We start from the raw sequence: 22,499 nt of genomic DNA on the forward strand, positions 1-22,499 counted from the left end.
GATGATCTGATGCCGACGGTCCTTCGCAAGTATGGGTTTCGCTTTCATTTCTACTCCGCCGACCGATATGAGCCGCCTCATATTCACGTCGATGGCAATGGAGGTGAAGCGAAGGTCTGGCTTGCGGATCTCAAGGTCGCGGAAGCCGGGGGCTTTAGCCAGAGAGACCTTGCACGTATACTGGAAGTGGTCGCGGAACACAGGCAGCAGATGCTGGAGGCATGGAATGACTATTTCGCATGATTCCTATCCAGAGGCGGAGCGCCCGACCGAGGCCTGGTGCGATCCGCATACGGTCCACGTTCGGCTCGCCGACGGACGGCAGGTATCGACGCCGCTGTGGTGGTATCCGCGCCTTCTGAACGCAACGCCTGCGCAGCGCAACAACGTGCATCTCATGCTCGCGGGGGTTCATTGGCCTGATGTCGATGAGGATTTGTCGATTCGAGGCATGCTGGCAGGCTGGAAGGCACCGGGCGCCAAAGCGCCTGACAAGGCGGCCTGATTGACTCGCCGGCCTATCGACGAGACCGCGACGGAATACTGAATTTGCGCGAGACGCGCATTGAGGAAGACGAGAAAGTTCAATGAAATTCACACTCTCCTGGCTGAAGGATCACCTGGAAACTGAGGCCTCGCTCGACGAGATCTGCGAGCGGCTGACCGCGATCGGGCTTGAGGTCGAGGATGTCGATGACAAGGCGGCCTACAAGCCCTTCGTCATCGCCAGGATCCTGACGGCGGAAAAGCATCCCGAGGCCGATCGTCTGAAGGTGCTCTCGGTCGATGCCGGTGACGGCAAGCCGGTGCAGATCGTCTGCGGCGCGCCGAATGCCCGCGCCGGCATGATCGGCGCACTGGCGCGTCCCGGCACCTATGTGCCCGGCATTGATGTGACGCTCGCCGTCGGCAAGATCCGTGGTGTCGAAAGCCATGGCATGATGTGCTCCGAAAAGGAGCTCAATATTTCCGAAGACCACAACGGCATCATCGACCTGCCCGAGGATGCGCCGGTTGGTGCGTCTTTCGCATCTTATGCCGGCCTCGACGATCCGGTCATCGAGATCAACCTGACGCCGAACCGTCCGGACTGCACCTCGGTCTTCGGCATCGCCCGCGATCTCGCAGCCTCTGGGCTCGGCACGCTCAAGGCCCCGAAGGCGCCCGCCTTCAAGGTGGAGGGAGAGACCCCGCATCAGGTCAAGCTGGAGCTCGAAGAGCATCTCTGCCCGGGCTTTGCCTATCGCCTCGTGCGCGGCGTGAAGAACGGCCCGAGCCCGAAATGGATGCAGCAGCGTCTGCTCGCGATCGGGCTTCGTCCGATCTCGGCGCTTGTTGACGTCACCAACTACATGACCTTCGACCAGGGTCGTCCGATGCATGTCTTCGACGCCGACAAGGTCAACGGCGCGCTGGTCGTCCGCCGCGCAAAGGAGGGCGAGGAAATCCTCGCGCTCGACACCCGCACCTACAAGCTCAACCCGAACAATGTCGTCATCGCTGACGACAACGGCCTGGAATCCATCGGCGGCATCATGGGCGGCGAGCATTCCGGCTGTGACGAGAACACCGTCAATGTGCTGATTGAGTCTGCCCTCTGGGATCCGATCAACATTGCCAAGACCGGCCGTGCGCATGGCATCATCACCGATGCGCGCTATCGCTTCGAGCGTGGCGTTGATCCGGAATATATGGTCCCGGGTCTGGAGCGCACCACCGAGCTGGTGCTCGAAATGTGCGGCGGTGTTGCGGCCGAAAAGAAGGTCGAGGGCTACAAGGGCCATCAGAAGAAGGTGGTTGATTTCCCCTATGTGGAAGTCAAGCGCCTGACGGGTCTGACCGTTTCCAACGACGAGTCGCGCCAGATCCTGACCGCCCTCGGCTTCGAAGTCCTCTCGGGCGATGAGACCTCGGCCAAGGTCTCCGTTCCCTCCTGGCGTCCTGATGTCGATGGCAAGGCCGATCTCGTCGAAGAAGTCATGCGGATGCACGGCGTCGACAAGATCAAGCCGGAGCCCCTGCCGCCGACCGGTTCGGTCAATGCCAAGATCCTGACCACGTTGCAGATCCGCACGCGTTCGGCCCGCCGGGCGCTTGCCTCGCGCGGCATGCTGGAAGCCGTCACTTGGTCCTTCATCTCGGCCGAGCATGCCAAGCTCTTCGGCGGCGGCAGCGAGAAGCTGAAGCTGGTCAACCCGATTGCATCAGACATGTCGGACATGCGGCCCTCGCTGCTGCCGGGCCTGCTGACCGCTGCCCAGCGCAATGCCGACCGCGGTTTTGGCGATGTGGCGATCTTCGAAGTTTCCGGCACCTATGAAGGCGACACACCCAACACCCAGCGTCGGGTTGCTGGTGGCGTTCGCCGTGGCACGGCCTCGATTGCCGGTTCCGGCCGCATGTGGTCGAACCAGGCCAAGGGCGGCGGCAAGCCGGTCGACGTTTTCGATGCCAAGGCCGATGCACTCGCCGTGCTCGAAGCCTGCGGCATACCCACGGGCAATGTCCAGATCGAGCAGGGCGGTCCCGAATGGTATCACCCGGGTCGCTCCGGCACGATCAAGGCCGGCCCCAAGGTCATCCTCGGCACCTTCGGTGAATTCCATCCGAAGACGCTGGAAGCGCTCGATGTCTCCGGCACGCTCTGCGGCTTCGAGATCTATGTCGATGCCCTGCCGGAACCGAAGAAGAAGGCGACCCGCACCAAGCCGGCGCTCGAGCTTTCGGCCTTCCAGATGGTGAAGCGCGACTTTGCCTTCGTCGTCGAAAAGGCGGTCGAGGCCGGCGCGATCATCAAGGCTGCGACAAGCGCCGATCGCAAGCTGATCTCCGGCGTCAATGTCTTCGATATCTTCGAGGGTGCATCCGTCGGCGAGGGCAAGAAGTCGGTGGCGATCGAGGTTCTGATCCAGCCGACCGACAAGACGCTGACCGACGAGGATTTCGATACACTGACGAAGAAGATCGTCGGCAATGTCGAGAAGTCCACGGGCGGCACGCTGCGCGCCTGATCCTGTGATGGCGGGCGGACCTGGGCCGCTGGCGATGAGACAAAGAAAAAGCCCTTTCCCTGCATGTCAGGGAAAGGGCTTTTTGATGTGTACCCGACGGTCATGACCGTCGGCAAGGTCGGGCTTCGTCATCACACCTCACAGGCTGACGCGACGGCCTTCCTTGTCGGCGGACTTGCGGTCGTCGCCGTGCTTGGCAAGGATCGCCTTGGCGTCTTCGACCGAGATGCGATGCTTCTTGGCAAAGGGAATTGGCTCATAGCCCTTGGTGTTGTCGTCTGCCATGCTGGTCTCCAATTCTGGAAATGCGCCGGCAGAATGCCGGAGCCTGGAATGTCGCGCTAAACGGGGAAGAAAAGCTCGTCGATGGCGAGCGGATGCGACGCGTGCGAAGGGCGTCGCCTATGAACCCTATGTAGGGATTGGCGACCGAAAGCTCAATACTTCTTCTTGCGCAGCGTCTTGTTGCCCTTCGGCCCGGAATAGACGGGTGTGCGGTCGCGGTTCTCCGCTTGCAATTGTCGCCACCGGTCGAGACGCGCCGGGTCGAGGCTACCGTCCTGGACCGCCGCCTGCACGGCGCAGCCCTTTTCGTGCGAATGGCTGCAATCTCGGAACTTGCAATGCGGCACAAGCTCGGTGATTTCGGCAAACAGCGTGTCGATCCCGTCGGTGATGTCGCTGACATAGAGCGTGCGGATGCCGGGCGTATCGATCACCCAGCCGCCGCTCGCAATGGCGTGCAGGGAACGTGCCGTCGTCGTATGCCGACCCTTGGCATCATGCTCGCGGATCGCGCCGGTCTTCTGCGCCGTTTCCGCGCCGTGGCCGGCGAGCGTATTCACGAGTGTCGACTTGCCCACACCAGAAGAGCCGACCAGAGCAACGGTCTGGCCCGGGCCGCACCAGGGCATTAAGGGGTCGACGGCTTCAGACGAGCGGGCGTTGACGATGACGACAGGCAGATCGCGCTGCAGGCCTTGGGCCTCATCCGCGTAGACAGAGGCATCATCGACCGTATCGGCCTTGGTGAGCACGAGGACGGGCCGCGTGCCCGCCTCATTGGCCATGACCAGATAGCGTTCTAGCCGCGCGGCGTTGAAATCCGCATTGCAGGAGGTAACGATGAACAGCGTATCGACATTGGCGGCGGCGAGCTGCTGGCCGAAGGCGCCTTCGGTGCGTCGCTGCAGCACGGTCTGGCGATCCAGGCGACGCGCGAGCAGTCCGGTGTAGGGCGCGGCAAGAACCCAGTCGCCCACGGCAAAATCGGCCGTGTTGCTGTTGGGCGGAAGCTCGATCTCCACCGGCCCCGTCGCATCGATCGCCTCCAGGCGGTCGCGATGCACCGAGGAGATGCGGCGCACAAGGAGCTCGGCCTCGTCAGCCGTCACTTGCTCAGCGAAAAAGGCGTTGAAGCCGAGCCGCGTGAGCGCGGCAGTATCGTTAAGGCCGGTCAAGGGCGGATCACGGAGTTGGAACGTGGGGCCATGGGCACTTTCAGCGTTGGGATCAGACGGTGACGCTTCTCATAGCGCAGAATGTCGTCGCTGACGCGGGAAATCGACCGCGCCATCCGTCACGGCGGAAGGATCTGTAGTCAGCCCTTCAGTTCCGCCGGCTCGACAGCGTTAAGGGGCTGTCGGCGCGGCAGGCGCGCAAACATCACTGCATTGCCGGCGAGCGTGAGTGCGAGACCCACCATCGCGAGCGGCGTGAAATGATAGTCCTCGTAGAGGCTTGATAGCGTCAGCGCGACGACCGGGAAAAGCACAGTGGCATAGGCGGCCTTCTGCGAGCCGATGCGCGAGACCAGCATCAGATAGGTGGTAAAGCCGATGACGGAGCCGATGACCGAGAGATAGACGAGGGCGGCGAGATAGGTCTGGTCCGGCGGCAGCACGATGGGCGTGCCGGTGATGCCGATCAGGGCGAGAAGCGCTGCCGAGCCATAGCTCATGCCCCAGGCATTGGCGGTGACAGGCGCGATGCCTTCAGCGCTGTTGCGGCGGGAGGCCATGTTGCCGAAGGAAAAGAACAGCGTGCCGAGCGCCGAAAGGCCGATGCCCTTCCAGCTGTCCGGATTGACGGCGATGAAGATCTCAGGGCCGAAAAGCAGCGCAAGTCCGGTGGCCCCAAGGGCTGCTGCGACCAGCGTGCGCGGCTTGACCTCATCACCGAAGAAGATCCGGGCATTGACGGCGTTGTAAACAGTGGCGAGCGAGAAGACGACGGAGATGAGCCCAGACGGCACATAGCTCGCCGCGTGATAGAAGCAGAGGAAGTTGCAGCAGAAGAGCGACAGCGCCTGGACGAGGATGAAGGGCTGCTGCTTGAGCGTCGGCACTTTCAGGCGACCTGTGAGGGCCAGCACGCCGACGAGCACGAGCGCCGCAAGCGCGAAGCGATAAAAGACCGAGACCAGCACGGGCACCGGCCCGATCTGCAGCGCGATCGCGATCCAGGTCGTGCCCCAGATCAGCACGGTGGACGAGAAGAGAAGAAGATTGGTCATGGGATGCGCCTCGCTTTCGAAAGGCAGGTAACGCCGCGGAGGCTGTCCATTCTTGCACGATCTTGCGGTGATCTTCGCCACGCAGGGAGCTTTCGCCGATTGCGCGATGGCGCGGCGCACAAAGCGCGCTAGAATGAGAGCCGATCTTTCAAGGGCAATCCATGCTGCACACCGCCACTGTCTTTGGCTCCCTCTCTGCCTCGTCCCGTGCCGAGCGCATGCAGACTCTCGACCTGGGCGAAGGCAGGGGAAGCGCCATCTGGCGCAACAGCCATGACCGCATGCGCTACGAGCGGACCGACGGGCACACCTTCAGCTGCTATCTCCGCGGTGGCGACGGCACGCGGCGCATTGATGCCGGCAGCATTGCCGGCTGGCCGGGTGCGCTCTGCATCATGCCGCAGGGTGCCTCGTCCGAATGGGAGATCACCGACAACTTCGAATTCGTGCATCTCTATGTCGCCGACGATGAACTGCGTCGCCTGTTCTCGGAGACCTTCGACCGCGATGCCCGGCTGATGCTTCTGCCAGAGGCGACCTTCGACGAGGCGCCGAAACTCGCGGAGGCGCTGGTGCATCTGGCCGCTGCCACGCAGGGCGGCAACCGGCTGCTGGCCGAACAGGCGATCGTGGCGGCCGTCGGGCAGCTCTTTGCCGACCCGCGTTATGGCGGTGAGCGGCGTCCGGTGCTGCGTGGCGGTCTGGCTCCCGTGCTGCGGAGACGGCTTGTGGAGCACATCGAGGCAAGCCTCGACCAGACAATCACGCTGAAGGATCTGGCGAAGCTGGCGGACTTGAGCGAATTCCATCTGCAGCGCATGTTCCGCCTGAGCTGCGGCGTCTCCCCGCATGATTTCATCCTCAACCGCCGTATCGATCGCGCAAGGCGTATGCTGGCCGGTAGCGAACCGATCGCTCAGATCGCCTCGGCCTGCGGTTTCAGCAGCCAGAGCCATCTGACGCGCATGTTCAAGGCCGTCACCGGCACGACGCCATCGGCCTATCGCCGGGCGGTCGGCGGCTGAGCGAGATGGTCGATTTCTCAGCCGCATCGGCGGCTCGTCCGGGTCAGGACTGCCCGGCAATCATGTCGACCTAGCGGACCGTCCGCGAGAATTGGATCAGCGGCCGGCCATGATGCGCCGAGGGCTCAACATGGGCATCGATCGAGAATACCTCGCGACAGAAGTGCGATCTGGTGCTGCACGTCGAGATGGTTGGTCGGCTCGTCGAGGATGATTTCCTTCGGGGCTTGAGCCAGGGCCCGGGCGATATGCGCCCGCTGCCGTTCGCCGCCGGACAGGCTCTGCCAGGTATGGTCGCGCTTTGCCACCATCCCCGCCCGCTCCAGCGCCTGCTCGACGGCTGCCTGGTCTTCCGCAGTCCAGGCGGAGAACATCGAGCGATGCGGGAAGCGGCCGAGCTTGACGACGTCGACAACCTTCAGATTGGCATTGGTCGTCGCATGTTGTTCGACGAAGGCGACGCGCTGCGCCATCGTCTTGCGGGCGATCGACTGGATATCGTGTCCCTTGAGGCTGATGCTGCCCGAATGGGGACGCTTCAATCCTGCGAGCAGCCGCAGCAGCGAGGTCTTGCCGGAGCCGTTCGGGCCGAGCAGGCCTAGCATCTCGCCCGGACGTGCGGCAAAGCTCACCTTGTCGAGAATGGTCTTCGACCCGATCTTCCAGGTGATGGTGTCGGCCGTGATGCTCATGTCGGGCGCTGGAAACGATAGAGGATGATCGAGAAGACCGGCACGCCGACGAGCGCCGTCACGACGCCGATCGGCAGCACCTGCTGCGGAACCAGGATCCGCGAGGCTATATCGGCAAGCACCATGAAGATCGCCCCGCCGATGGCGCAGGCCGGAAGCAAGCGGATATGCAGCGGTCCGACCAGGAAGCGGGCGGCATGCGGGATGACGAGGCCGATCGAGCCGACCATGCTGACGATCGTCGTCGTCAGCATGGCGGTGAGACAGAAGAGCGCGAGCCGGGCGCGACCGACATTGACGCCAAGTGCTGCGGCAGCCTCGTCGCCGAAGGGAAGGCGTCGAGGATGCGGGAATAGGCGAGGCAGGCGATCAGGCCAAACCCGACGACCACGGAGACCAGCATGAACTCCGGCCAGCGCACGCCGCCGAAGCTGCCGAGCAGCCAGAACATCACATCACGCGCCTGCTGGGCATTGCCGGCAGTCGTCACGATATAAGAGGTTGCGGCGTTGAAGAGCTGGGATGCAGCAACGCCAGCCAGAATGGTGCGGTCGGCCCCGCCGCGCGTGCCGTTGGACAACAGGACGACGAAGAGGAAGGCGGTGAAGGCCCCGGCGAAAGCGCCGGCCGAGAGGGAGACAGCACCGGAGCCGAAGCCGAGGATGACGATACCCACGGCCCCTGTGGAGGCGCCGGCCGAAATGCCGAGCACATAGGGTTCAGCCAGCGGGTTGCGCAGCAGCGACTGCATGATGGCGCCCGAGATCGCGAGCCCCGCACCGCAGAAGGCCGCGACAAGCGCCCGGCTCAGCCTGTAGTCCCAAGATCACGGCTTCATGGATGCGATTGAGCTCGGCTGTCGTCCAGCCGAGCTTGTTGGAGATCGCAAGGAAAGTGGTGGTGATCGAGATCGGCAGATCACCGATCCCGACACTCAAAGCCACCACGAAGACGGCGGCAGTCAGTGCCAGCGCGACGTCTTCAACGCCCGTTCCAGAACCCGAAACGGGCGCGCATCGCCCATGTGCGCGACGTTGAAGCGCATGAAACCGTCTGATGACAGCGATGGGCTGAAGACGTTGCCGGGCGCCAGCACCACCCCCTGCGGCAGGGCGGCCTGCGCAAGCGCGGTGGAACTGACACCTTCCGGCATCCGGCACCAGAGATAGGGCCCGCCGCGCGGCGCGAGCACGGGATGGATGCCAAGCTCCCCGAGCCGGGTCCCCACCGCGCGCCGCTCTGTGTCGAGCCGCCGATGCAATTGCTCGAGATGTTTGCGATAGCCGCCGCTTGCGAGCACGCCATGGATCGCTTCGGTCGCAACCTGGCTTGGGCCGCCGAACTGGATTGCAACCTGAAGGTCAGTGAGGAGCCGGATCCGCTCGGGGTCGGCGGCGATGAATCCTGTGCGCAGCGAAGCAGAGATGGTCTTGGAGAAGCTGCCGATGCGGATGACCCGGGAAAGCCCGTCGAGCGTCGCAAGTGTCATCGCAGGCTCCGGCTCGAAATCGGAAAAGATGTCGTCCTCGACGACTAGCATGTCCGAACGCGTGATGATGCCGAGCAGCTGGAAGGCGATCTGCGGCGAGAGCGTAGCACCGGTCGGATTGTGCAGACCGGAATTGGTGAGATAAAGCCGCGGCGCCTCGCGGGCGACGGCGGCCTGGAAGGCGGCGATGTCGGGGCCGTTTTCCGTATAGGGCACGGGGATGGCGATGGCCTGGTGGGCGCGGAGCAGCGTCTGGAAATTGAAGTAGCAGGGATCGTCGACGATCACGCGGTCGCCGGGGCGCAAAAGCAGCCGGCAGACCAGATCGAGCGCCTGGGTGGCAGAGCCTGCAAGCAGCACCTGATCTTCGGACAGCGGAATCGACTGCTGACGCAGTCGCATCTCGACGAAGCGCCGAAGGCCAGCACTGCCGCGCGAGGGTCCGTAATCCGTCATGAGGCTGGTCGCCTGGCGGAGCACGTTTCGCATGCCGGCATGCAGGAGGGCGGTCGGCATCCAGTCCGGCGGCAGCCAGCCGCAACCGGGCTTGGATGTGCCTGGATCGGCGTCCAGCGCCTGACGCGCTACCCAGAAGGGATCGACTTCCGGGGGCCTTGGCGGCTCAAGCCGGACGAGTGGTGCGGGCGTGCGGCCGGCCTCGGTGACGAAGAAGCCGGAGCCGGGGCGGGCCCGGATCAAGCCCTCGGCGGAGAGCCGGTCATAGGCTTCGACCACAGTCGAGGGCGACACCGAAAGCTCCGCGGCGAGGCGCCGGATCGAGGGCAGCCGGTCGTTGGGCACGAGCTGGCCCGAACCGATGCGGCCGCGAATATCGGCCATGACATGGGCCGTCCTTGAGGCCGGCAGCTCCGGTGGCTGAACACGTTCGTTCATCTGTATGGCCTTTGTCATCAATACAGTTTGACTAGATTGTATCGATCCGTCTCTGTCTGCGCCAGCCCCTCCGCGCGATAGGGGAGGCCAGACGAATGGAGACGAAAATGACGACTTCGTGGAAGGCCTGGGCGAGTGGTTTCATCGGCGTGCTGATCTTCAGCGGCTCACTGCCGGCAACGCGGGTGGGGCTTGCCGATTTCGCCCCGCTGTTCCTGACTTCGGCGCGGGCCGTGATCGCCGCACTTCTGGGAGCGGCCCTGCTGATCGCGATGCGGGAGAAGCGCCCCCTGCGCGGCGATCTGTTGCCACTGGCCATCGTCTCGCTTGGCGTCGTGGTCGGCTTCCCGCTGCTGACGGCGCTGGCGCTGCAGAGCATCAATTCCGCCCAGTCGATCGTCTTCATCGGATTGCTACCGCTTTCTACCGCGCTGTTCGGCGTCTTGCGGGCGGGGGAGCGCCCATCAGCGGTCTTCTGGATGTTCTCCGTCACGGGAGCGGCGCTCGTGGCCGGCTTTGCGCTCTCGGGGACGGCGGACATGGCGGTGCGAGGCGCAGTGCTGATGATCGCGGCGGTAATCGTTTGCGGCCTGGGTTATGCCGAGGGTGCCCGCCTGTCGCGTGGGCTTGGCGGCTGGCAGGTGATCAGCTGGGCGCTGGTGCTGTCGCTGCCGGTGATGCTGCCACTCGCGCTTTGGACACTGCCGCAGGATCTTGGCGCCGTGTCGATGTCAGGCTGGTTGGCTTTGGCTTACGTCTCGCTGTTCAGCATGATGATCGGCTTCATCTTCTGGTATCGCGGTCTGGCGCTGGGCGGCATTGCCTCGGTCGGGCAGCTGCAGCTGCTGCAACCCTTTCTCGGTTTCGTGCTTGCCGCAGGGCTGTTGCATGAGAAGGTGAGCCTTCCCATGCTGGCGACAGCCCTGCTCGTGGTGCTCTGCGTGGCGGGTAGCCGGCGCTTTGCTTGAGGGAGGCTTTTAGCGCCCCGCCATCTTGGCCATGGCTTCGCCATACCGTGCGCCGGCCACCTTGTCTGGCGAGACGACGGAAGACAGCGTGGCGAGCTCTTCGGCCGAGAGCCTGATCCCGGTCGCATCGATGTTGCTGTCGAGATTGGCGATCTTGGTCGTACCGGGGATCGGCACGATGAAATCGCCCTGGGCTAGTACCCAGGCAAGCGCCAACTGGCCGGGCTTCACGCCCTTGTCCGCCGCCATGGTTTCGAGAGCGGTGACAAGTGCAAGGTTGGCGTCGAAATTCTCCTGGTCGAAGCGTGGCAACCCGCGGCGGAAGTCGTTTTCGCCGAGCTTGGACAAATCCTTCAGGGCGCCGGTCAGCATGCCGCGACCGAGCGGCGAAAACGGCACGAAGCCGATGCCGAGCTCGCGGCAGGTATCGAGCACGCCGTTGGTTTCGGGGTCGCGGGTCCAGAGCGAATATTCGCTCTGGATGGCCGAGATCGGATGCACGGCATGGGCGCGTCGCAGCGTTGCCGCACTCGCTTCGGACAAGCCCAGCGCCTTGACCTTGCCTTCCTTGACGAGGTCCGCCATCACGCCGACGGTCTCCTCGATCGCAACGTCGGGGTCGACGCGGTGCTGGTAGAAGAGGTCGATGACCTCGACGCCGAGCCGCTTCAGCGACGCCTCGGCGACGGCCCGCACATGCTCCGGCCGGCTGTCGAGGCCGGAAGGTCGAGCGGCCTTGGCTTCGTCGCCGATGGTGAAGCCGAATTTGGTGGCGATCACCACGTGATCGCGATGCCGCTTCAGGCCCTTTCCGACCAGTTCCTCGTTGGTGAAGGGTCCATAGACCTCCGCCGTATCGAAGAAGTTCACGCCACGTTCGATGGCGTGATCGAACAGCGTTTGCGCCGCCGCCTCGTCGATATTGGTGCCATAGCCATGGCTCATGCCCATGCAGCCGAGGCCGATGGTCGATGTGGTGAGGGTGCCGAGTCTGCGGGTCTTCATGATCATGCTCCGGCTTGGTTGAGTTGTTTCATCTGCGCGGTCGTCAGCTCCAGTTTTCCGGCCGCGATCAGGCTTTCAAGCTGGCGCAGGCTGGTGGCAGACGCAATCGGCGCGGTGACGCCGGGCTGTGCGGCGATCCAGGCGATCGCAACGGTCGCGTGGCTGGTGCCATTTTCGGCCGCGATCTGGTCGAGAGCGCCCAATATATCGAAGCCACGTGCGTTGAGATAGGGCTCCATATCCTCGCCGCGTGCCTTGCCCTCGGTATCGGCGGCACTGCGGTACTTGCCGGTGAGGAAACCGGAGGCCAGCGCATAGTATGTGATGACGCCGATCTCCTCGCGCTGGCAGAGCTCTGCGAGTTCACCCTCGAATTTCGAGCGTGTGTAGAGATTGTATTCCGGCTGGATCACGTCATAGCGACCAACGCCCGCGTTGCTTGCCGCATCGAAGGTCGCCTGAAGCTGTTCGGCATCGAGGTTGGAGCAGCCGATCGCGCGAACCTTGCCCTCGTCCTTCAGCTTGGCGAAGGCGGTCAGGCTTTCCTCATCGTCCGTTTCGGCATCCGGCCAATGGGCGAGATAGAGATCGATATAGTCGGTCTGCAGACGGCGGAGCGAGTCTTCAACGGCCTCTGCAATGCGGCGGGCGCTGAGGCCTCGCTTCTTGCCCCCGAGATCGGCCCCGACCTTGGTGACGATAACGGCATCTTCGCGCTTCACACCACCGCGCTTCAGCCAGTTGCCGATGATCGTCTCACTCTCGCCTCCGACATTGCCGTCGGCCCAGAGCGAATACATGTCGGCGGTATCGATCGTGTTGAAGCCGGCATCGAAGAAGCGGTCGAGAATGGCAAACGACGTCTTCTCGTCGGCCGTCCAGCCGAAGACATTGCCGCCGAGCACGACGGGAGCGATCGAAAGGCCGGTGCGGCCGAGAGCACGTTTCTGCATGGAAAGCCTCGGGAGGGGTCAAGGGAGCGACGGAAAGGGCAGGTTAGCAAGCGTCGGTCGAAGAGGCCATTCAGAAGCGTTGATCGAACCTGCAGAGCCGCTGTCCCGACGCCGGAAACCGCAACCGATATGGATCGAAACCGGCAGCCGTCCAGTCCCGCAGTCTCTCTTTTGCGGTCCAGGGCTCCTCATTCGGCCGCCCGGCGAAAGTGACTGGGCGGCACGCCGTGATGCTGGACGAAGATCCGCCGCATGTGGCGCGAAGAGGCAAATCCGGCACGCAAAGCGAGGTTCTCCATGTCGAGCCTCGATTGCTTGAGCAGCTCCTGGGCGAGCGTCACCCGCATCAGATTGACGTAATCGACGACCGACTGACCGACATATTCCCGGAAAAGACGGGACAGATGCCGTTCGCTCAAATGCGCGATCTCGGCGAGCCCGGGAAGCGACCAGTCGCGCGCCGGATCCGCCATGATCGCATCCTGGGCGCGGTGGATGGCCGGATGGATATGGTTGCGGCCGGAAAGCCAGGGCGAAAGCTGAGGGTCCTGGCCGCTGCGACGGAGATAGATGACCATCTTGCGGGCAGCGGCGAGTGCTGCCTGCGGCGAGGCGAAGCGGCTGACGAGATGCAGCATCAGGTCAATGCCGGTCGAGATACCGGCACTCGAAAAGCGGTTGCCATCTTCCACATAGAGCCGGTTCTCCAGAACACTCGCCGTCGGTGCAAGTGCCCGGAGTTCGTCTAGGCATTCTGCATGCGTGGTGCACTGATAGCCCTCCATCAGCCCGGCTGCCGCAGCAAGCAGCGCGCCGGAGCAGATGGTGACGAGCCGCGTGTCCGGCCTGGCCGTGCGGGCGAGCCAGCGCGTCAGCGTCTTCAGTTCGGCCTCGCGGGCGATCTCTTCGGTGCCGACAGTGAGGCTGCCGGAAATCATCAGGATCGCATTGTCAGGCAGCGTCTCGGGCAGGGGTTCGAGACCGTCGAGCATGAGCCCGATCGAGGTCTGCTGCCGCGATTGGGCCGAGATGTAGCGATAGTCGAAACGGACCCGGTCCTGCTCCTGGTTCGCATACCGCAACACCTCCAGCGGACCGGCAATGTCGATCAGCAGGGTGTCAGGCGGAACGAGGATGAAGACTGGGATCACGTCCATGATGGGCAATCTCAGGCGGCGGCGGAGGGCGGCGCAAGCGCCTGCTCGACGGTCACGATCCGGGCAAAGCGGTCGGCAAGCACCAGCTCCGTCCGCATGCGGATGTCGTCTGCGGTAAAGACCCGGCCGGAGGCATGCGTCATCGGGAAGGTGAGCGTCGCCTCGGTGACGAAGTCGACCGCGAAGCCGAGATCGGATGCATGGCGCGTGGTGGTCTCGCAGCACTGCTCGGTACGGATGCCCGAGACGATGACGCGTGAGATGCCCTTTTCGCGCAGCCAGGCTTCGAGACCAGTGTCGACCAGGGCCGAATGCACGCCTTTGTGGAAGGTCACGTCCGGCGTAATTGTGATCTCGTCGAGCGTGCGGACAAGTCCGCTTTCCAGCCGGAAGGCTTCGTCGGTGTCGACGTGGAAGATCTGCACGATCGGCATGCCTGCAGCCTTCGCGCCGTCGATCAGTGCCTGCTGCCTCGAAAGGTAAGCGGGGAGTTCCGATGCGTCCCAATAGGGCGCATGGCGAAAGCTCTCCTGAACGTCGACCACGATGAGGGCAGTGTCTTGAGCGGACATATTCGTCTCCTGTCGTTGTGATGACAGCTAACATAAGTCCAGGCGTCATGGGTACTATGCGCGGCCCGGACGAAGATCGGACATTTTCGGCCAAGCGGCTCCTTGTCGGCGCAAGCTGATTGTCTGACAACCCGTTGCGCCCTGCCGGAGCTTCGCCTAATGTCCGCCCCGACATTTTGAGGAGGAATAAAGATGCTGCGTTTTGGAATTCTGTCGACGGCCAAGATCGGTCGCGAGCTTGTCGTACCGGCGATCCAGGATGCCGAAAATGCCGTGGTGACAGCGATCGCCAGCCGCGATCTGCCGAGAGCCCGCGAGATGGCCGATCGCTTCTCGGTGCCGCATGCCTTCGGCTCCTACGAGGAGATGCTGGCCTCCGACGTCATCGACGCGGTCTATATTCCTTTGCCGACCTCGCAGCATGTCGAATGGGCGATCAAGGCCGCCGACGCCGGCAAGCATGTGCTTTGTGAAAAGCCGATCGCGCTCAAAGCGTCGGAAATCGACGAGATCATCGCGGCGCGCGAACGCAACAAGGTACTGATCACGGAAGCCTATATGGTGACTTACGCACCGGTCTGGCTGAAGGTGCGTGAACTGCTGGCCGAAGGCGCGATCGGCACGTTGAAGATGGTCCAGGGCTCCTTCACCTATTTCAACCGCGACCCCAGCAACATGCGCAACATCCCGGAGCTCGGCGGCGGTGCATTGCCCGATATCGGCGTCTACCCGACGATCACCACCCGCTTCGTCACGGATAAGGAGCCGGTCCGCGTCCAGTCGACCATCGAGCGCGATCCGGACTTCGGCACGGATATCTATGCGAGCGTGAAGGCTGACTTTGCCGATTTCGAACTGAACTTCTATGTCTCGACCCAGATGGCCAACCGCCAGCTGATGGTCTTCCATGGCACTGACGGGTTCATCGAGGTGAAGTCACCCTTCAACGCCGATCGCTGGGGTGCCGAGGAAGTCGAACTCACCAATCGCAGCCACAACGTCTCGCAGATCTTCCGCTTCCCCGACAGCCGCCAATACAAGCTGGAGGCGGAAGCCTTTGCCCGCGCTGTTGCCGGCACCAAGGGGGAGGTCGTCACCCTGGAAAGCTCCAAGGCAAACCAGAAGCTGATCGATGCGATCTACCGGGCCGCAGACAAGGATGGCTGGGAAGCGGTGTAAGCGAACCGACCTCGACTGTCCGCAGCGGTGGCCGAAGATCAGCGCAGGCGTTTTATCCGTGAAGATCCGAAACTGAGGAACAGCAGAGATCCGGCCCAGGCCAGCAACAGATGCAGGATGGGTCGGATGTCCGGCGCACGGGCGTTGAGGATAACGAAAAGGCCGAAATTGATCAGGACCGTGACCGCAAGAAGCGGCCACAAGCCCGGCACCTGAAGAAGGGCCCGGGGGGATATGCCGCGCCCGATGCCGAGCCGCAGGATCTGCGAGAGAGCATAGGCAACGACCAGGGATACCGCACGTGACATGAGCGGTGCGTCGAGGACGGCAAAAATTATCGGAAACAGCAGGAGGTCGGCGGCCAGCGTGACGCCGAGCGTCACAGACGAATCAAACCGATTGCTGCGATCAGACATGTATGGTCACAAGCCCGGCCAGGATGAGCAGCGTCCCGATCAGATAGCGCATGTGCAAGGGTTCGCCGAAGAAGAGTTGCGCCAGCAGGGGGACGAAGCAGAAGGTCAGCCCCATGAAGGAATAGGCGAGCGTCAGAGGTACGGAGCGCAGCACATAGATCCAGACGACGGTTCCAAAACCGTAAAGCGCTAGCGCCGCAATGAACACCGGATTGACCGCGAGCATCATCAGGCTCGCCAGAGAAAATGTCCCTGTGCTCTGGCTCGTCAGCTTGAACAGAACCTGCCCCATCGCAATCAACAGCGGCGTGGCGAGCAATCCTATCCAGGTCGCAAGTGTCAGGCTGGAAAACTCCATCGCCCTCAGCCCTCCAGCGTTTCCATGTAGAAGATGTCCCGTCCGATATCCGCGCAGGCATATTGTGGTGGGATCGGATGCATGGCGCGCAGGAACGAGTGCGTATAGGGAAAGAAATTGAAGTGCGGATTGAAACTGTAGCGCGCCTCACGTTCCCGCGGAACGACGATGATCAGGCGCTTTCGGGCAATGCGCCGCAACTCCGCGATGGCGCGCTGGTATTCGAGAACATGTTCGATGACATGGGTGCAGATGACCGTATCGAACTCTTTGTCCGCAAAGGGCAGGTTTTCGATCTTCGCTGCAACATATTCGACACCCGGCAGGGAAGCCGCGTCGTCGATGACAAAATCCACGCCCGTGATCCGGGCAAGATGCGGGTGTCGCGCTCGGATGCGCGTGAGCAGCGCGCCCGTCCCGCAGCCGATGTCGCAGACGCTGTCGCCCTCGACACCCTGCACGACCTGCTCAATGCAGGCCTCCGAATTGTCCGTCCCGGCATGCACCCGCGGGTGTTTGCGGTAGAGCGCGGCATAGGCCTCTTCGGTCAGAAACGGCGCGCGCGCCCGAAACTCGGCCAGATCCCGGATGTGTTTGCCCCAGACCCGCTCGGCCAGCCAAAGGAACAGCCTGGAATCGCGCAGGATCGGCGGGAGGATGTCTTCTATGACGAAGCGGATCCTGTTGGTGGTCTCGCGCCTCATGCGGCATTTCTTTCCTGTGCATTCCCTTCGGTCGCTTCGGACCGGCTCCGCGAATGGATCGAGGGCAAGGCAAGATAATGAAGCCGAAGCAGTTCGTTGCGTCCCTGCGCAACCGAATCCAGGATGACCCCACCGGCAAAGGAAACGAAGCTGAGGCCGACGAGGCAGAGGGACAGGACCCAGGTCGGCATTCGCGGGACAAGGCCCGTCTGGAGATACTCCACGATGACCGGAGCGGCAAAGAGTATGCCGCTCGCCAGGAACGCGCAGGCGATGAGGGCGAAGAACGTGAAAGGGCGGGTCTCCTTCATCAGGAGAGCGAACATCTTGAGGATCTTGAAGCCGTCTCGAAATGTCGAGAGCTTCGATTGTGATCCCGTTGGGCGACGCCCATAGTCGAGCTCCAGCTCGACGACCGGCAGCCTCAGCCGCGAGGCATGCACGGACATTTCCGTCTCTATCTCAAACCCACCGGAAATCGCTGGGAAGCTCTTTACATAACGGCGCGAAAAGGCGCGGTAGCCGGACAAGATGTCTGTGAAGTCGTTGCCGAACAGCACGCGGTAAAGCAGGTTGAACAGCCGGTTGCCGAAGGCATGGCCCTGGCGTCCGGCATCGTCATGGACCCCCCGTCTGGTGCCGACCACCATGTCGGCCCGCTCGGTGATCAGCGTGCGGATCAGTTCCTCGGAGTCGGCAGGACCATATGTCCCGTCGCCATCGGCCATGATGTAGATGTCGGCATCGATGTCGCAGAACATGCGGCGCACCACATGGCCCTTGCCCTGGCGACGTTCGCGCACGACGGTGGCCCCGGCCAGCATCGCCTTCAGCGCTGTGCCATCGGTCGAGTTGTTGTCATAGACGTAGATCTTCGCCTCGGGCAGGGCCGCACGGAAATCGCTCACAACCTGGCCGATCGTTGCCGCCTCATTGTAGCAGGGCAGGAGAACGGCGATGTCGAGGGAGGGGTTGGCCGGGTGGCTCATCGGGACCTGCTCAAAGCGCTGGGGTTCGGGCAGCCTTCGGCCACCATTGGTTTTACTATTTCTTGAGAAGGTTAAGGCTAGGTTTCGGAGAAGAGCAGTCTTTGAAATACGGTCTGCCGGTCGTTTCTTTGCAAGGAAACGATCGAGGCGGACTTGGAGGTTTGACGAAGCATGGCCGACATCACCCTGCCTGGCGCGTCGAGAGCCCGGGCGCCGCGCCCGCTCCTTCTCTGGACGCTGGTTTACGGTATCGTGACCATGGCGGTGCTGGCTGCGCTCAACCTGCCGGCCGCGAGCGACTATGTCGGAGCCGACAACGACGATGTCCTGCGGCTCGTGCAGGTGCGTGATCTGCTTGCCGGTCAGTCCTGGTTCGACGTCACACAGTATCGGCTGGGGCTTGATGGCGGCACGCTGATGCACTGGTCCCGCCTGATCGATCTGCCGATCGCGCTGCTGATCCGCCTATTCGCCCAGTTTGTGCCGATGCAACAGGCCGAGGCGCTGGCGCTGATCGTCTGGCCTTTCCTTCTGATCTTGCCGCTGATGGCAGCGGTCGCCGTCGCCGCCCGCCGCATGGGCGATGATGTCACCATGCATCTGGCACTGATGCTGACGGCGGTCTTCGTCGTCACCGGAAACCGCTTCCTGCCGGGCTCGATCGATCACCACAATGTCCAGCTTGTCCTGGTCGCGACCATGGCTGCGGGGCTGGTCGATCCGGCGCGTGGGCTCGTTGGCCATGCGCTTGCGGGCCTCGCTGCTGCACTCGCGATCGCCATCGGCGCCGAGACCACGCCCCTGGTGGCGACCGTCTGTGCCACCGTCGGCATCCTATGGGCGCTCGAGGGTGAGATTTATGCGAGGGCCGCGCGCGCCTTCTCCCTGACGCTTCTGGTCAGCCTGTCTGCCATGTTCTTCGCCACCGTGCCATCGGTCCAGTATGCGGTGGTGACCTGCGACAGCCTTTCGGTCGGCTTCTATGCCGTGGTCGGCATCGGAGCCGCGTCCCTCTTCGTTGCCACGCAGCTTCCGGGCATGGGCGATCGTCGGTTGCGGATTGCGGCGATCGGCGTGACCGGCGCCCTGGTGCTGGCCGGCACCGTGACGATCGCGCCGCAATGCCTGCAGAACCCGCTGAACGAACTCGATCCATTGCTGCACACGCTTTGGCTTTCCGGCGTCATCGAGGCCCAGTCCTTCGTCGATCAACTCGCGAAGGACCCCGCAGCCTTTGGAGGCTTCTACGCCGTCGGTTTCTTCGCCATTGGCGTCTGCCTGTTGCGCATCGTCAATGGTGACCGGATCCGCAGCCACGCAATCATGCTCGGTCTGATCGCGGTTTCTTTCGTCATTGCGCTGGTTCAGGTGCGCGGGGCGATTTTCGCCAATTTGCTCGCCATCCCGCCGCTGGCGCTTTTGATCGGCGAACTGAGGCGCAAGGCGCGCGAGGAGCCGCAGCAGCTTGGCACGGGCCTGCTTTTTGCGCTCGCTGCCTTCTTGTCCGTGCCGAGCGCCTGGGCGCTTTTCGGCGTGCTCTTCGTCGAGGGAACGGCAGGTGTAACCAACCGGATGAAGGGGCTTGCCCAGACACCGGCCACCATGGCTGGGGCCAAGCCGGCCTGTGACGCGCCGGCAGGATTTGCGACCCTGAACAGCCTGCCGGACGGCGTGGTAGTCGCGGCTGTGGATCTGGGCCCGGAAATTCTGCGTTTCACCCGCCACCGCGTCCTGTCCGGCCCCTACCACCGCAATCAGGGTGGCATGCTGACGGAACTGCATGTGGGGCTGGCCGAGCCGGAAGAGGCCGCCGCGTTCCTGCGCGGCGCCGGGGCGACAATCCTCGTCTTCTGCCCGGATCTCACGCCTACACAAAACATCGCGTCGACGAAAGTCGACGGGCTCTATGCCGGCATGATGAAGGGGGAGGTGCCTGCTTATCTCAGGCCCGTGCCCATCGAAGGCGCCTCCGGAATGCAGATTTACCGGGTGGAGCTGCCGTGAGCGGAAAGCGCTTGATGACGGGTGCTTTGGGCTGATCTTGGCCCCGTTTTCCGCTAGGGAAGGGGCATGAGCAATTTCTTCGACAACGATTCGCCGACGAACCTCACCGAATTTTCCGTTTCGGAGCTTTCGGGCTCGATCAAGCGCACCATCGAAACATCCTTCGACCATGTGCGGGTGCGCGGTGAAATCTCCGGTTATCGCGGACCGCATTCCTCGGGCCATGCCTATTTCAGCCTGAAGGACGACAAGGCGCGCATTGATGCGGTGATCTGGAAGGGCTCCTTTTCCAAGCTGAAATATCGCCCGGAAGAGGGCATGGAGGTGATCGCCACCGGCAAGGTCACGACCTTCCCAGGTTCGTCGAAATACCAGATCGTCATCGAGCAGATGGAGCCGGCCGGTGCAGGCGCGCTGATGGCCCTGATTGAGGAGCGTAAGCGTCGCTTTACGGCGGAGGGCCTGTTCGACCCGGCCCGCAAGCAGCTCCTGCCCTTCCTACCGAAGGTGATCGGCGTCGTCACCTCGCCGACCGGTGCTGTCATCCGCGATATCCTGCACCGCATCTCCGACCGCTTCCCGGTGCATGTGCTGGTCTGGCCGGTCAAGGTTCAGGGCGAAGGCTCCGGCGACGAGGTGGCGAATGCCATCCACGGCTTCAATGCGCTGGAGCCCGGCGGGCCGATGCCGCGACCGGACGTGCTGATCGTGGCGCGCGGCGGCGGCAGCCTCGAGGACCTCTGGAGTTTCAACGACGAGGCCGTGGTCCGTGCGGCGGCTGCGAGCAGCATTCCACTGATCTCGGCGGTCGGCCACGAAACCGACTGGACCCTGATCGACTACGCCGCAGACGTCCGCGCACCGACCCCGACGGGGGCGGCCGAAATGGCCGTGCCCGTGAAGGCCGATCTTGAGGCGCAGGTGGCCACACTGTCTGCCCGGTTGTCCGGCGCCATGAACCGGCAGATGGACAATCGCCGCCAGAACCTGCGCAGCCTCGTGCGGGCGCTGCCTTCGCTGGACCAGTTGCTGGCCTTGCCGCGTCGTCGCTTTGACGAGGCGGCCGCAGGTCTCGGGCGCAGCCTCGAACTCAACACCATGAACAAGCGCCGCAGCTTCGAGCGCGCGGCGGCGAAACTGTCGCCCGACATGCTGGCGCGCCGACTGGTGGAGCGTAAGCAGAAACTCACGGAAAATGCCGTGCGCGCCGAACGGGTCATCGAGCGGCTGATCGAGCGCAACAAGGCCCGCCTTGGACGCTTCGATGCAACGTTGACGGCAGTCCCGGCGCGGCTGAAGGCGATGACGGAGCGCTCGAAGGACAGGCTGGAAAGTCTGGGTCGCCGTGCCGACAGCGCCGTGATGAACGACCTGCGCCGTGCCCGACAGTCACTGGTGTCGCAGGACCGCGTGCTGCAGTCACTCTCCTACAAGAACGTACTGGCGCGCGGTTATGCCGTGATCCGCGACGAGAATGATCGCCCGGTTTCGCGCGCCGACGGGCTGTCGCATGGCCAGGCGATCGCGATCGAATTCGCCGATGGGCGAGTGGATGCCGTTGCTGGCGAGGGTGTATCCCCGCCGGAACCGTCGGCCCCGCAGCCGGCCCGCGCAGCCGCCGTGTTCAGGCCGGCGCGCAAGAGCGAGCCTCCGGCCGGGCAGGGGAGCCTGTTCTGATGTCACGCCGCTTTCTGGTCGTGCTCGCCCATCCGCTGCCGCAGAGCTTTGCCGCTTCTGCCGCACGGGCTGTGGTGGAGACGCTGGAAGCGAAGGGCCATCAGGTCGATCTGCTCGACCTCTACGCCGAGGATTTCGACCCGCGCCTCTCGGCTGCCGAGCGTGCCGCCTACATGGAGCCGGGCTATCAACCGCCGGAAGACGTCTCAGGCATTGTCGAGCGACTGAAGGTAGCAGATGGTCTCGTGCTCGTCTTTCCGCAATGGTGGTTCAATCTGCCGGCCATCATGAAGGGCTTCATCGACCGCATCTTCGTGCCGGGCGTTGCCTTCGAGCATGACAAGGCCGGCGGACGCATCGTGCCGCTGATGACCCATATCCGTAGCTTCTGGGTCGTGACCTCGACCGGTTCTCCGTGGTGGGTCGTGCATCTCTACATGGGCAACCCGGTCAGGCGGATCATGAAGCGCGGCGTGGCCGCCTTCTGCGCCAAGTCCGTCGATTTTCGCATGCTGGCGCTGCACGACATGGACCGCGCGACGGATGAAAAGCGCAAGCGTTTCCTGGCGAAACTCAGGGCCGCTTTCGCGAGCATTTGATGCAGAAAACGGGATGCGGTTGCATTCGCGCAAATTACACTTTTGATTGAGATTTGAGGCGGAATGGAAACCGATGGTTGACATTCATTAGAAACGCGTCTATCTAATGGTCATCGATATTTGCTTGCTGAGCTTTGGTTACCGCGCATCATTTGCGCCCTGTCGAACCTTCCTTTCAAAAATCGTTACCTCCACAGCGCATCCGCGCTGGGGCACTCTCTACGCTATGAAAGGGTTCATCATGACCACTGGCACAGTAAAATGGTTCAATTCCACCAAGGGCTTCGGCTTC

Annotated in this window: 21 protein-coding genes and 3 pseudogenes; 10 read left to right on the plus strand and 14 right to left on the minus strand. The window is 63.1% G+C overall.

Annotation, left to right across the window (positions count from 1 at the left end; genetic code table 11):
* Positions 1 to 9 precede the first annotated feature (9 nt).
* The 3 genes from IP85_RS19995 (at position 10) to pheT (ending at position 3,011) form a co-directional block, all read left to right on the plus strand.
* Entirely contained in the window at positions 10 to 243 is a 234-nt protein-coding gene (locus IP85_RS19995; RefSeq protein WP_054151417.1) for a DUF4160 domain-containing protein, read from the plus strand.
* A complete protein-coding gene (locus IP85_RS20000) occupies positions 227 to 505 on the plus strand; it encodes a DUF2442 domain-containing protein (protein ID WP_054151418.1) in 279 nt (92 codons plus the stop codon). The genes IP85_RS19995 and IP85_RS20000 overlap by 17 nt, the downstream gene beginning before the upstream one ends.
* 82 nt (positions 506 to 587) lie before the next feature.
* Positions 588 to 3,011: a phenylalanine--tRNA ligase subunit beta gene (gene pheT, locus IP85_RS20005; RefSeq protein WP_054151419.1), complete on the plus strand. Its 2,424-nt coding sequence runs from the start codon at positions 588 to 590 to the stop codon at positions 3,009 to 3,011.
* A 138-nt stretch (positions 3,012 to 3,149) separates the two neighbouring features.
* Here pheT and IP85_RS22465 read toward each other — a convergent pair whose 3' ends face one another.
* From IP85_RS22465 to IP85_RS20015, 3 genes are all read right to left on the minus strand, one after another.
* Positions 3,150 to 3,296 (minus strand): hypothetical protein, encoded by a 147-nt coding sequence (locus IP85_RS22465; protein ID WP_166600004.1) that lies wholly within the window; start codon positions 3,294 to 3,296, stop codon positions 3,150 to 3,152.
* 152 nt (positions 3,297 to 3,448) lie between these two features.
* Positions 3,449 to 4,471 carry a ribosome small subunit-dependent GTPase A gene (gene rsgA, locus IP85_RS20010; RefSeq protein WP_054151420.1) on the minus strand — a complete coding sequence of 341 codons (1,023 nt, stop codon included), beginning with the start codon at positions 4,469 to 4,471 and terminating at the stop codon, positions 3,449 to 3,451.
* 140 nt (positions 4,472 to 4,611) lie between these two features.
* Positions 4,612 to 5,526 (minus strand): DMT family transporter, encoded by a 915-nt coding sequence (locus IP85_RS20015; protein WP_054151438.1) that lies wholly within the window; start codon positions 5,524 to 5,526, stop codon positions 4,612 to 4,614.
* Between the two features lie 281 nt (positions 5,527 to 5,807).
* Here IP85_RS20015 and IP85_RS20020 point away from each other — a divergent pair, with 281 nt between their 5' ends.
* Positions 5,808 to 6,551 carry an AraC family transcriptional regulator gene (locus tag IP85_RS20020; RefSeq protein ID WP_054151439.1) on the plus strand — a complete coding sequence of 248 codons (744 nt, stop codon included), beginning with the start codon at positions 5,808 to 5,810 and terminating at the stop codon, positions 6,549 to 6,551.
* 70 nt (positions 6,552 to 6,621) lie between these two features.
* Here IP85_RS20020 and IP85_RS20025 read toward each other — a convergent pair.
* The 3 genes and pseudogenes from IP85_RS20025 to IP85_RS20035 all read right to left on the minus strand — a co-directional run bounded on the left by IP85_RS20025 (position 6,622) and on the right by IP85_RS20035 (position 9,626).
* A pseudogene (locus IP85_RS20025) lies at positions 6,622 to 7,243 on the minus strand (ABC transporter ATP-binding protein).
* Positions 7,240 to 8,214, minus strand: a pseudogene (locus IP85_RS20030) (iron chelate uptake ABC transporter family permease subunit). Before IP85_RS20030 ends, IP85_RS20025 begins: the two co-directional pseudogenes overlap by 4 nt.
* Complete coding sequence (locus tag IP85_RS20035; RefSeq protein ID WP_054151440.1) at positions 8,205 to 9,626, minus strand: PLP-dependent aminotransferase family protein; 1,422 nt, start codon at positions 9,624 to 9,626, stop codon at positions 8,205 to 8,207. Before IP85_RS20035 ends, IP85_RS20030 begins: the two are co-directional and overlap by 10 nt.
* Before the next feature lie 107 nt (positions 9,627 to 9,733).
* Between IP85_RS20035 and IP85_RS20040 the strand changes: the two genes are divergently transcribed.
* Positions 9,734 to 10,594, plus strand: coding sequence for a DMT family transporter (locus IP85_RS20040; protein ID WP_054151441.1), 861 nt, complete (start codon positions 9,734 to 9,736; stop codon positions 10,592 to 10,594).
* Positions 10,595 to 10,603: 9 nt separating this feature from the next.
* Here IP85_RS20040 and IP85_RS20045 read toward each other — a convergent pair whose 3' ends face one another.
* The 4 genes from IP85_RS20045 to IP85_RS20060 all read right to left on the minus strand — a co-directional run bounded on the left by IP85_RS20045 (position 10,604) and on the right by IP85_RS20060 (position 14,281).
* Positions 10,604 to 11,599, minus strand: a complete 996-nt coding sequence (locus IP85_RS20045; RefSeq protein WP_054151442.1) for an aldo/keto reductase — start codon at positions 11,597 to 11,599, stop codon at positions 10,604 to 10,606.
* Positions 11,600 to 11,601: 2 nt separating this feature from the next.
* Entirely contained in the window at positions 11,602 to 12,552 is a 951-nt protein-coding gene (locus IP85_RS20050) for an aldo/keto reductase (RefSeq protein ID WP_054151421.1), read from the minus strand.
* 188 nt (positions 12,553 to 12,740) lie between these two features.
* A complete protein-coding gene (locus tag IP85_RS20055; RefSeq protein ID WP_054151422.1) occupies positions 12,741 to 13,709 on the minus strand; it encodes a helix-turn-helix domain-containing protein in 969 nt (322 codons plus the stop codon).
* Between the two features lie 11 nt (positions 13,710 to 13,720).
* The gene (locus tag IP85_RS20060) at positions 13,721 to 14,281 is read right to left on the minus strand and encodes an isochorismatase family protein (RefSeq protein WP_054151423.1); all 561 of its coding nucleotides are present in this window, start codon (positions 14,279 to 14,281) and stop codon (positions 13,721 to 13,723) included.
* Between the two features lie 192 nt (positions 14,282 to 14,473).
* Between IP85_RS20060 and IP85_RS20065 the strand changes: the two genes are divergently transcribed.
* Positions 14,474 to 15,460: a Gfo/Idh/MocA family oxidoreductase gene (locus IP85_RS20065; RefSeq protein ID WP_054151424.1), complete on the plus strand. Its 987-nt coding sequence runs from the start codon at positions 14,474 to 14,476 to the stop codon at positions 15,458 to 15,460.
* Positions 15,461 to 15,498: 38 nt separating this feature from the next.
* Here the strand turns inward: IP85_RS20065 and IP85_RS20070 are convergent, their stop codons facing one another.
* Genes IP85_RS20070 through IP85_RS20085 form a run of 4 tightly spaced genes read right to left on the minus strand, consistent with a single transcriptional unit; the run spans position 15,499 to position 17,927 of the window.
* Positions 15,499 to 15,843 (minus strand): hypothetical protein, encoded by a 345-nt coding sequence (locus IP85_RS20070; protein ID WP_156323020.1) that lies wholly within the window; start codon positions 15,841 to 15,843, stop codon positions 15,499 to 15,501.
* Between the two features lie 25 nt (positions 15,844 to 15,868).
* Positions 15,869 to 16,234: a transporter gene (locus tag IP85_RS20075; RefSeq protein WP_054151426.1), complete on the minus strand. Its 366-nt coding sequence runs from the start codon at positions 16,232 to 16,234 to the stop codon at positions 15,869 to 15,871.
* A 5-nt stretch (positions 16,235 to 16,239) separates the two neighbouring features.
* Positions 16,240 to 16,938: a class I SAM-dependent methyltransferase gene (locus tag IP85_RS20080; protein ID WP_054151427.1), complete on the minus strand. Its 699-nt coding sequence runs from the start codon at positions 16,936 to 16,938 to the stop codon at positions 16,240 to 16,242.
* On the minus strand, positions 16,935 to 17,927 hold the full coding sequence (locus IP85_RS20085) for a glycosyltransferase (protein ID WP_054151428.1): 993 nt from the start codon (positions 17,925 to 17,927) through the stop codon (positions 16,935 to 16,937). The genes IP85_RS20080 and IP85_RS20085 overlap by 4 nt, the downstream gene beginning before the upstream one ends.
* Positions 17,928 to 18,098: 171 nt before the next feature.
* Here IP85_RS20085 and IP85_RS20090 point away from each other — a divergent pair, with 171 nt between their 5' ends.
* The 4 genes and pseudogenes from IP85_RS20090 to IP85_RS22480 all read left to right on the plus strand — a co-directional run.
* A complete protein-coding gene (locus tag IP85_RS20090) occupies positions 18,099 to 19,931 on the plus strand; it encodes a hypothetical protein (RefSeq protein WP_054151429.1) in 1,833 nt (610 codons plus the stop codon).
* 66 nt (positions 19,932 to 19,997) lie between these two features.
* A complete protein-coding gene (gene xseA, locus IP85_RS20095) occupies positions 19,998 to 21,608 on the plus strand; it encodes an exodeoxyribonuclease VII large subunit (RefSeq protein ID WP_054151430.1) in 1,611 nt (536 codons plus the stop codon).
* The gene (locus IP85_RS20100) at positions 21,608 to 22,207 is read left to right on the plus strand and encodes an NAD(P)H-dependent oxidoreductase (protein ID WP_054151431.1); all 600 of its coding nucleotides are present in this window, start codon (positions 21,608 to 21,610) and stop codon (positions 22,205 to 22,207) included. The genes xseA and IP85_RS20100 overlap by 1 nt, the downstream gene beginning before the upstream one ends.
* A 226-nt stretch (positions 22,208 to 22,433) precedes the next feature.
* Positions 22,434 to 22,499: pseudogene (locus tag IP85_RS22480) on the plus strand (cold shock domain-containing protein); the annotation flags it as partial.

This window comes from Rhizobium sp. AAP116 (assembly GCF_001295785.1).
Lineage (GTDB): Bacteria > Pseudomonadota > Alphaproteobacteria > Rhizobiales > Rhizobiaceae > Allorhizobium.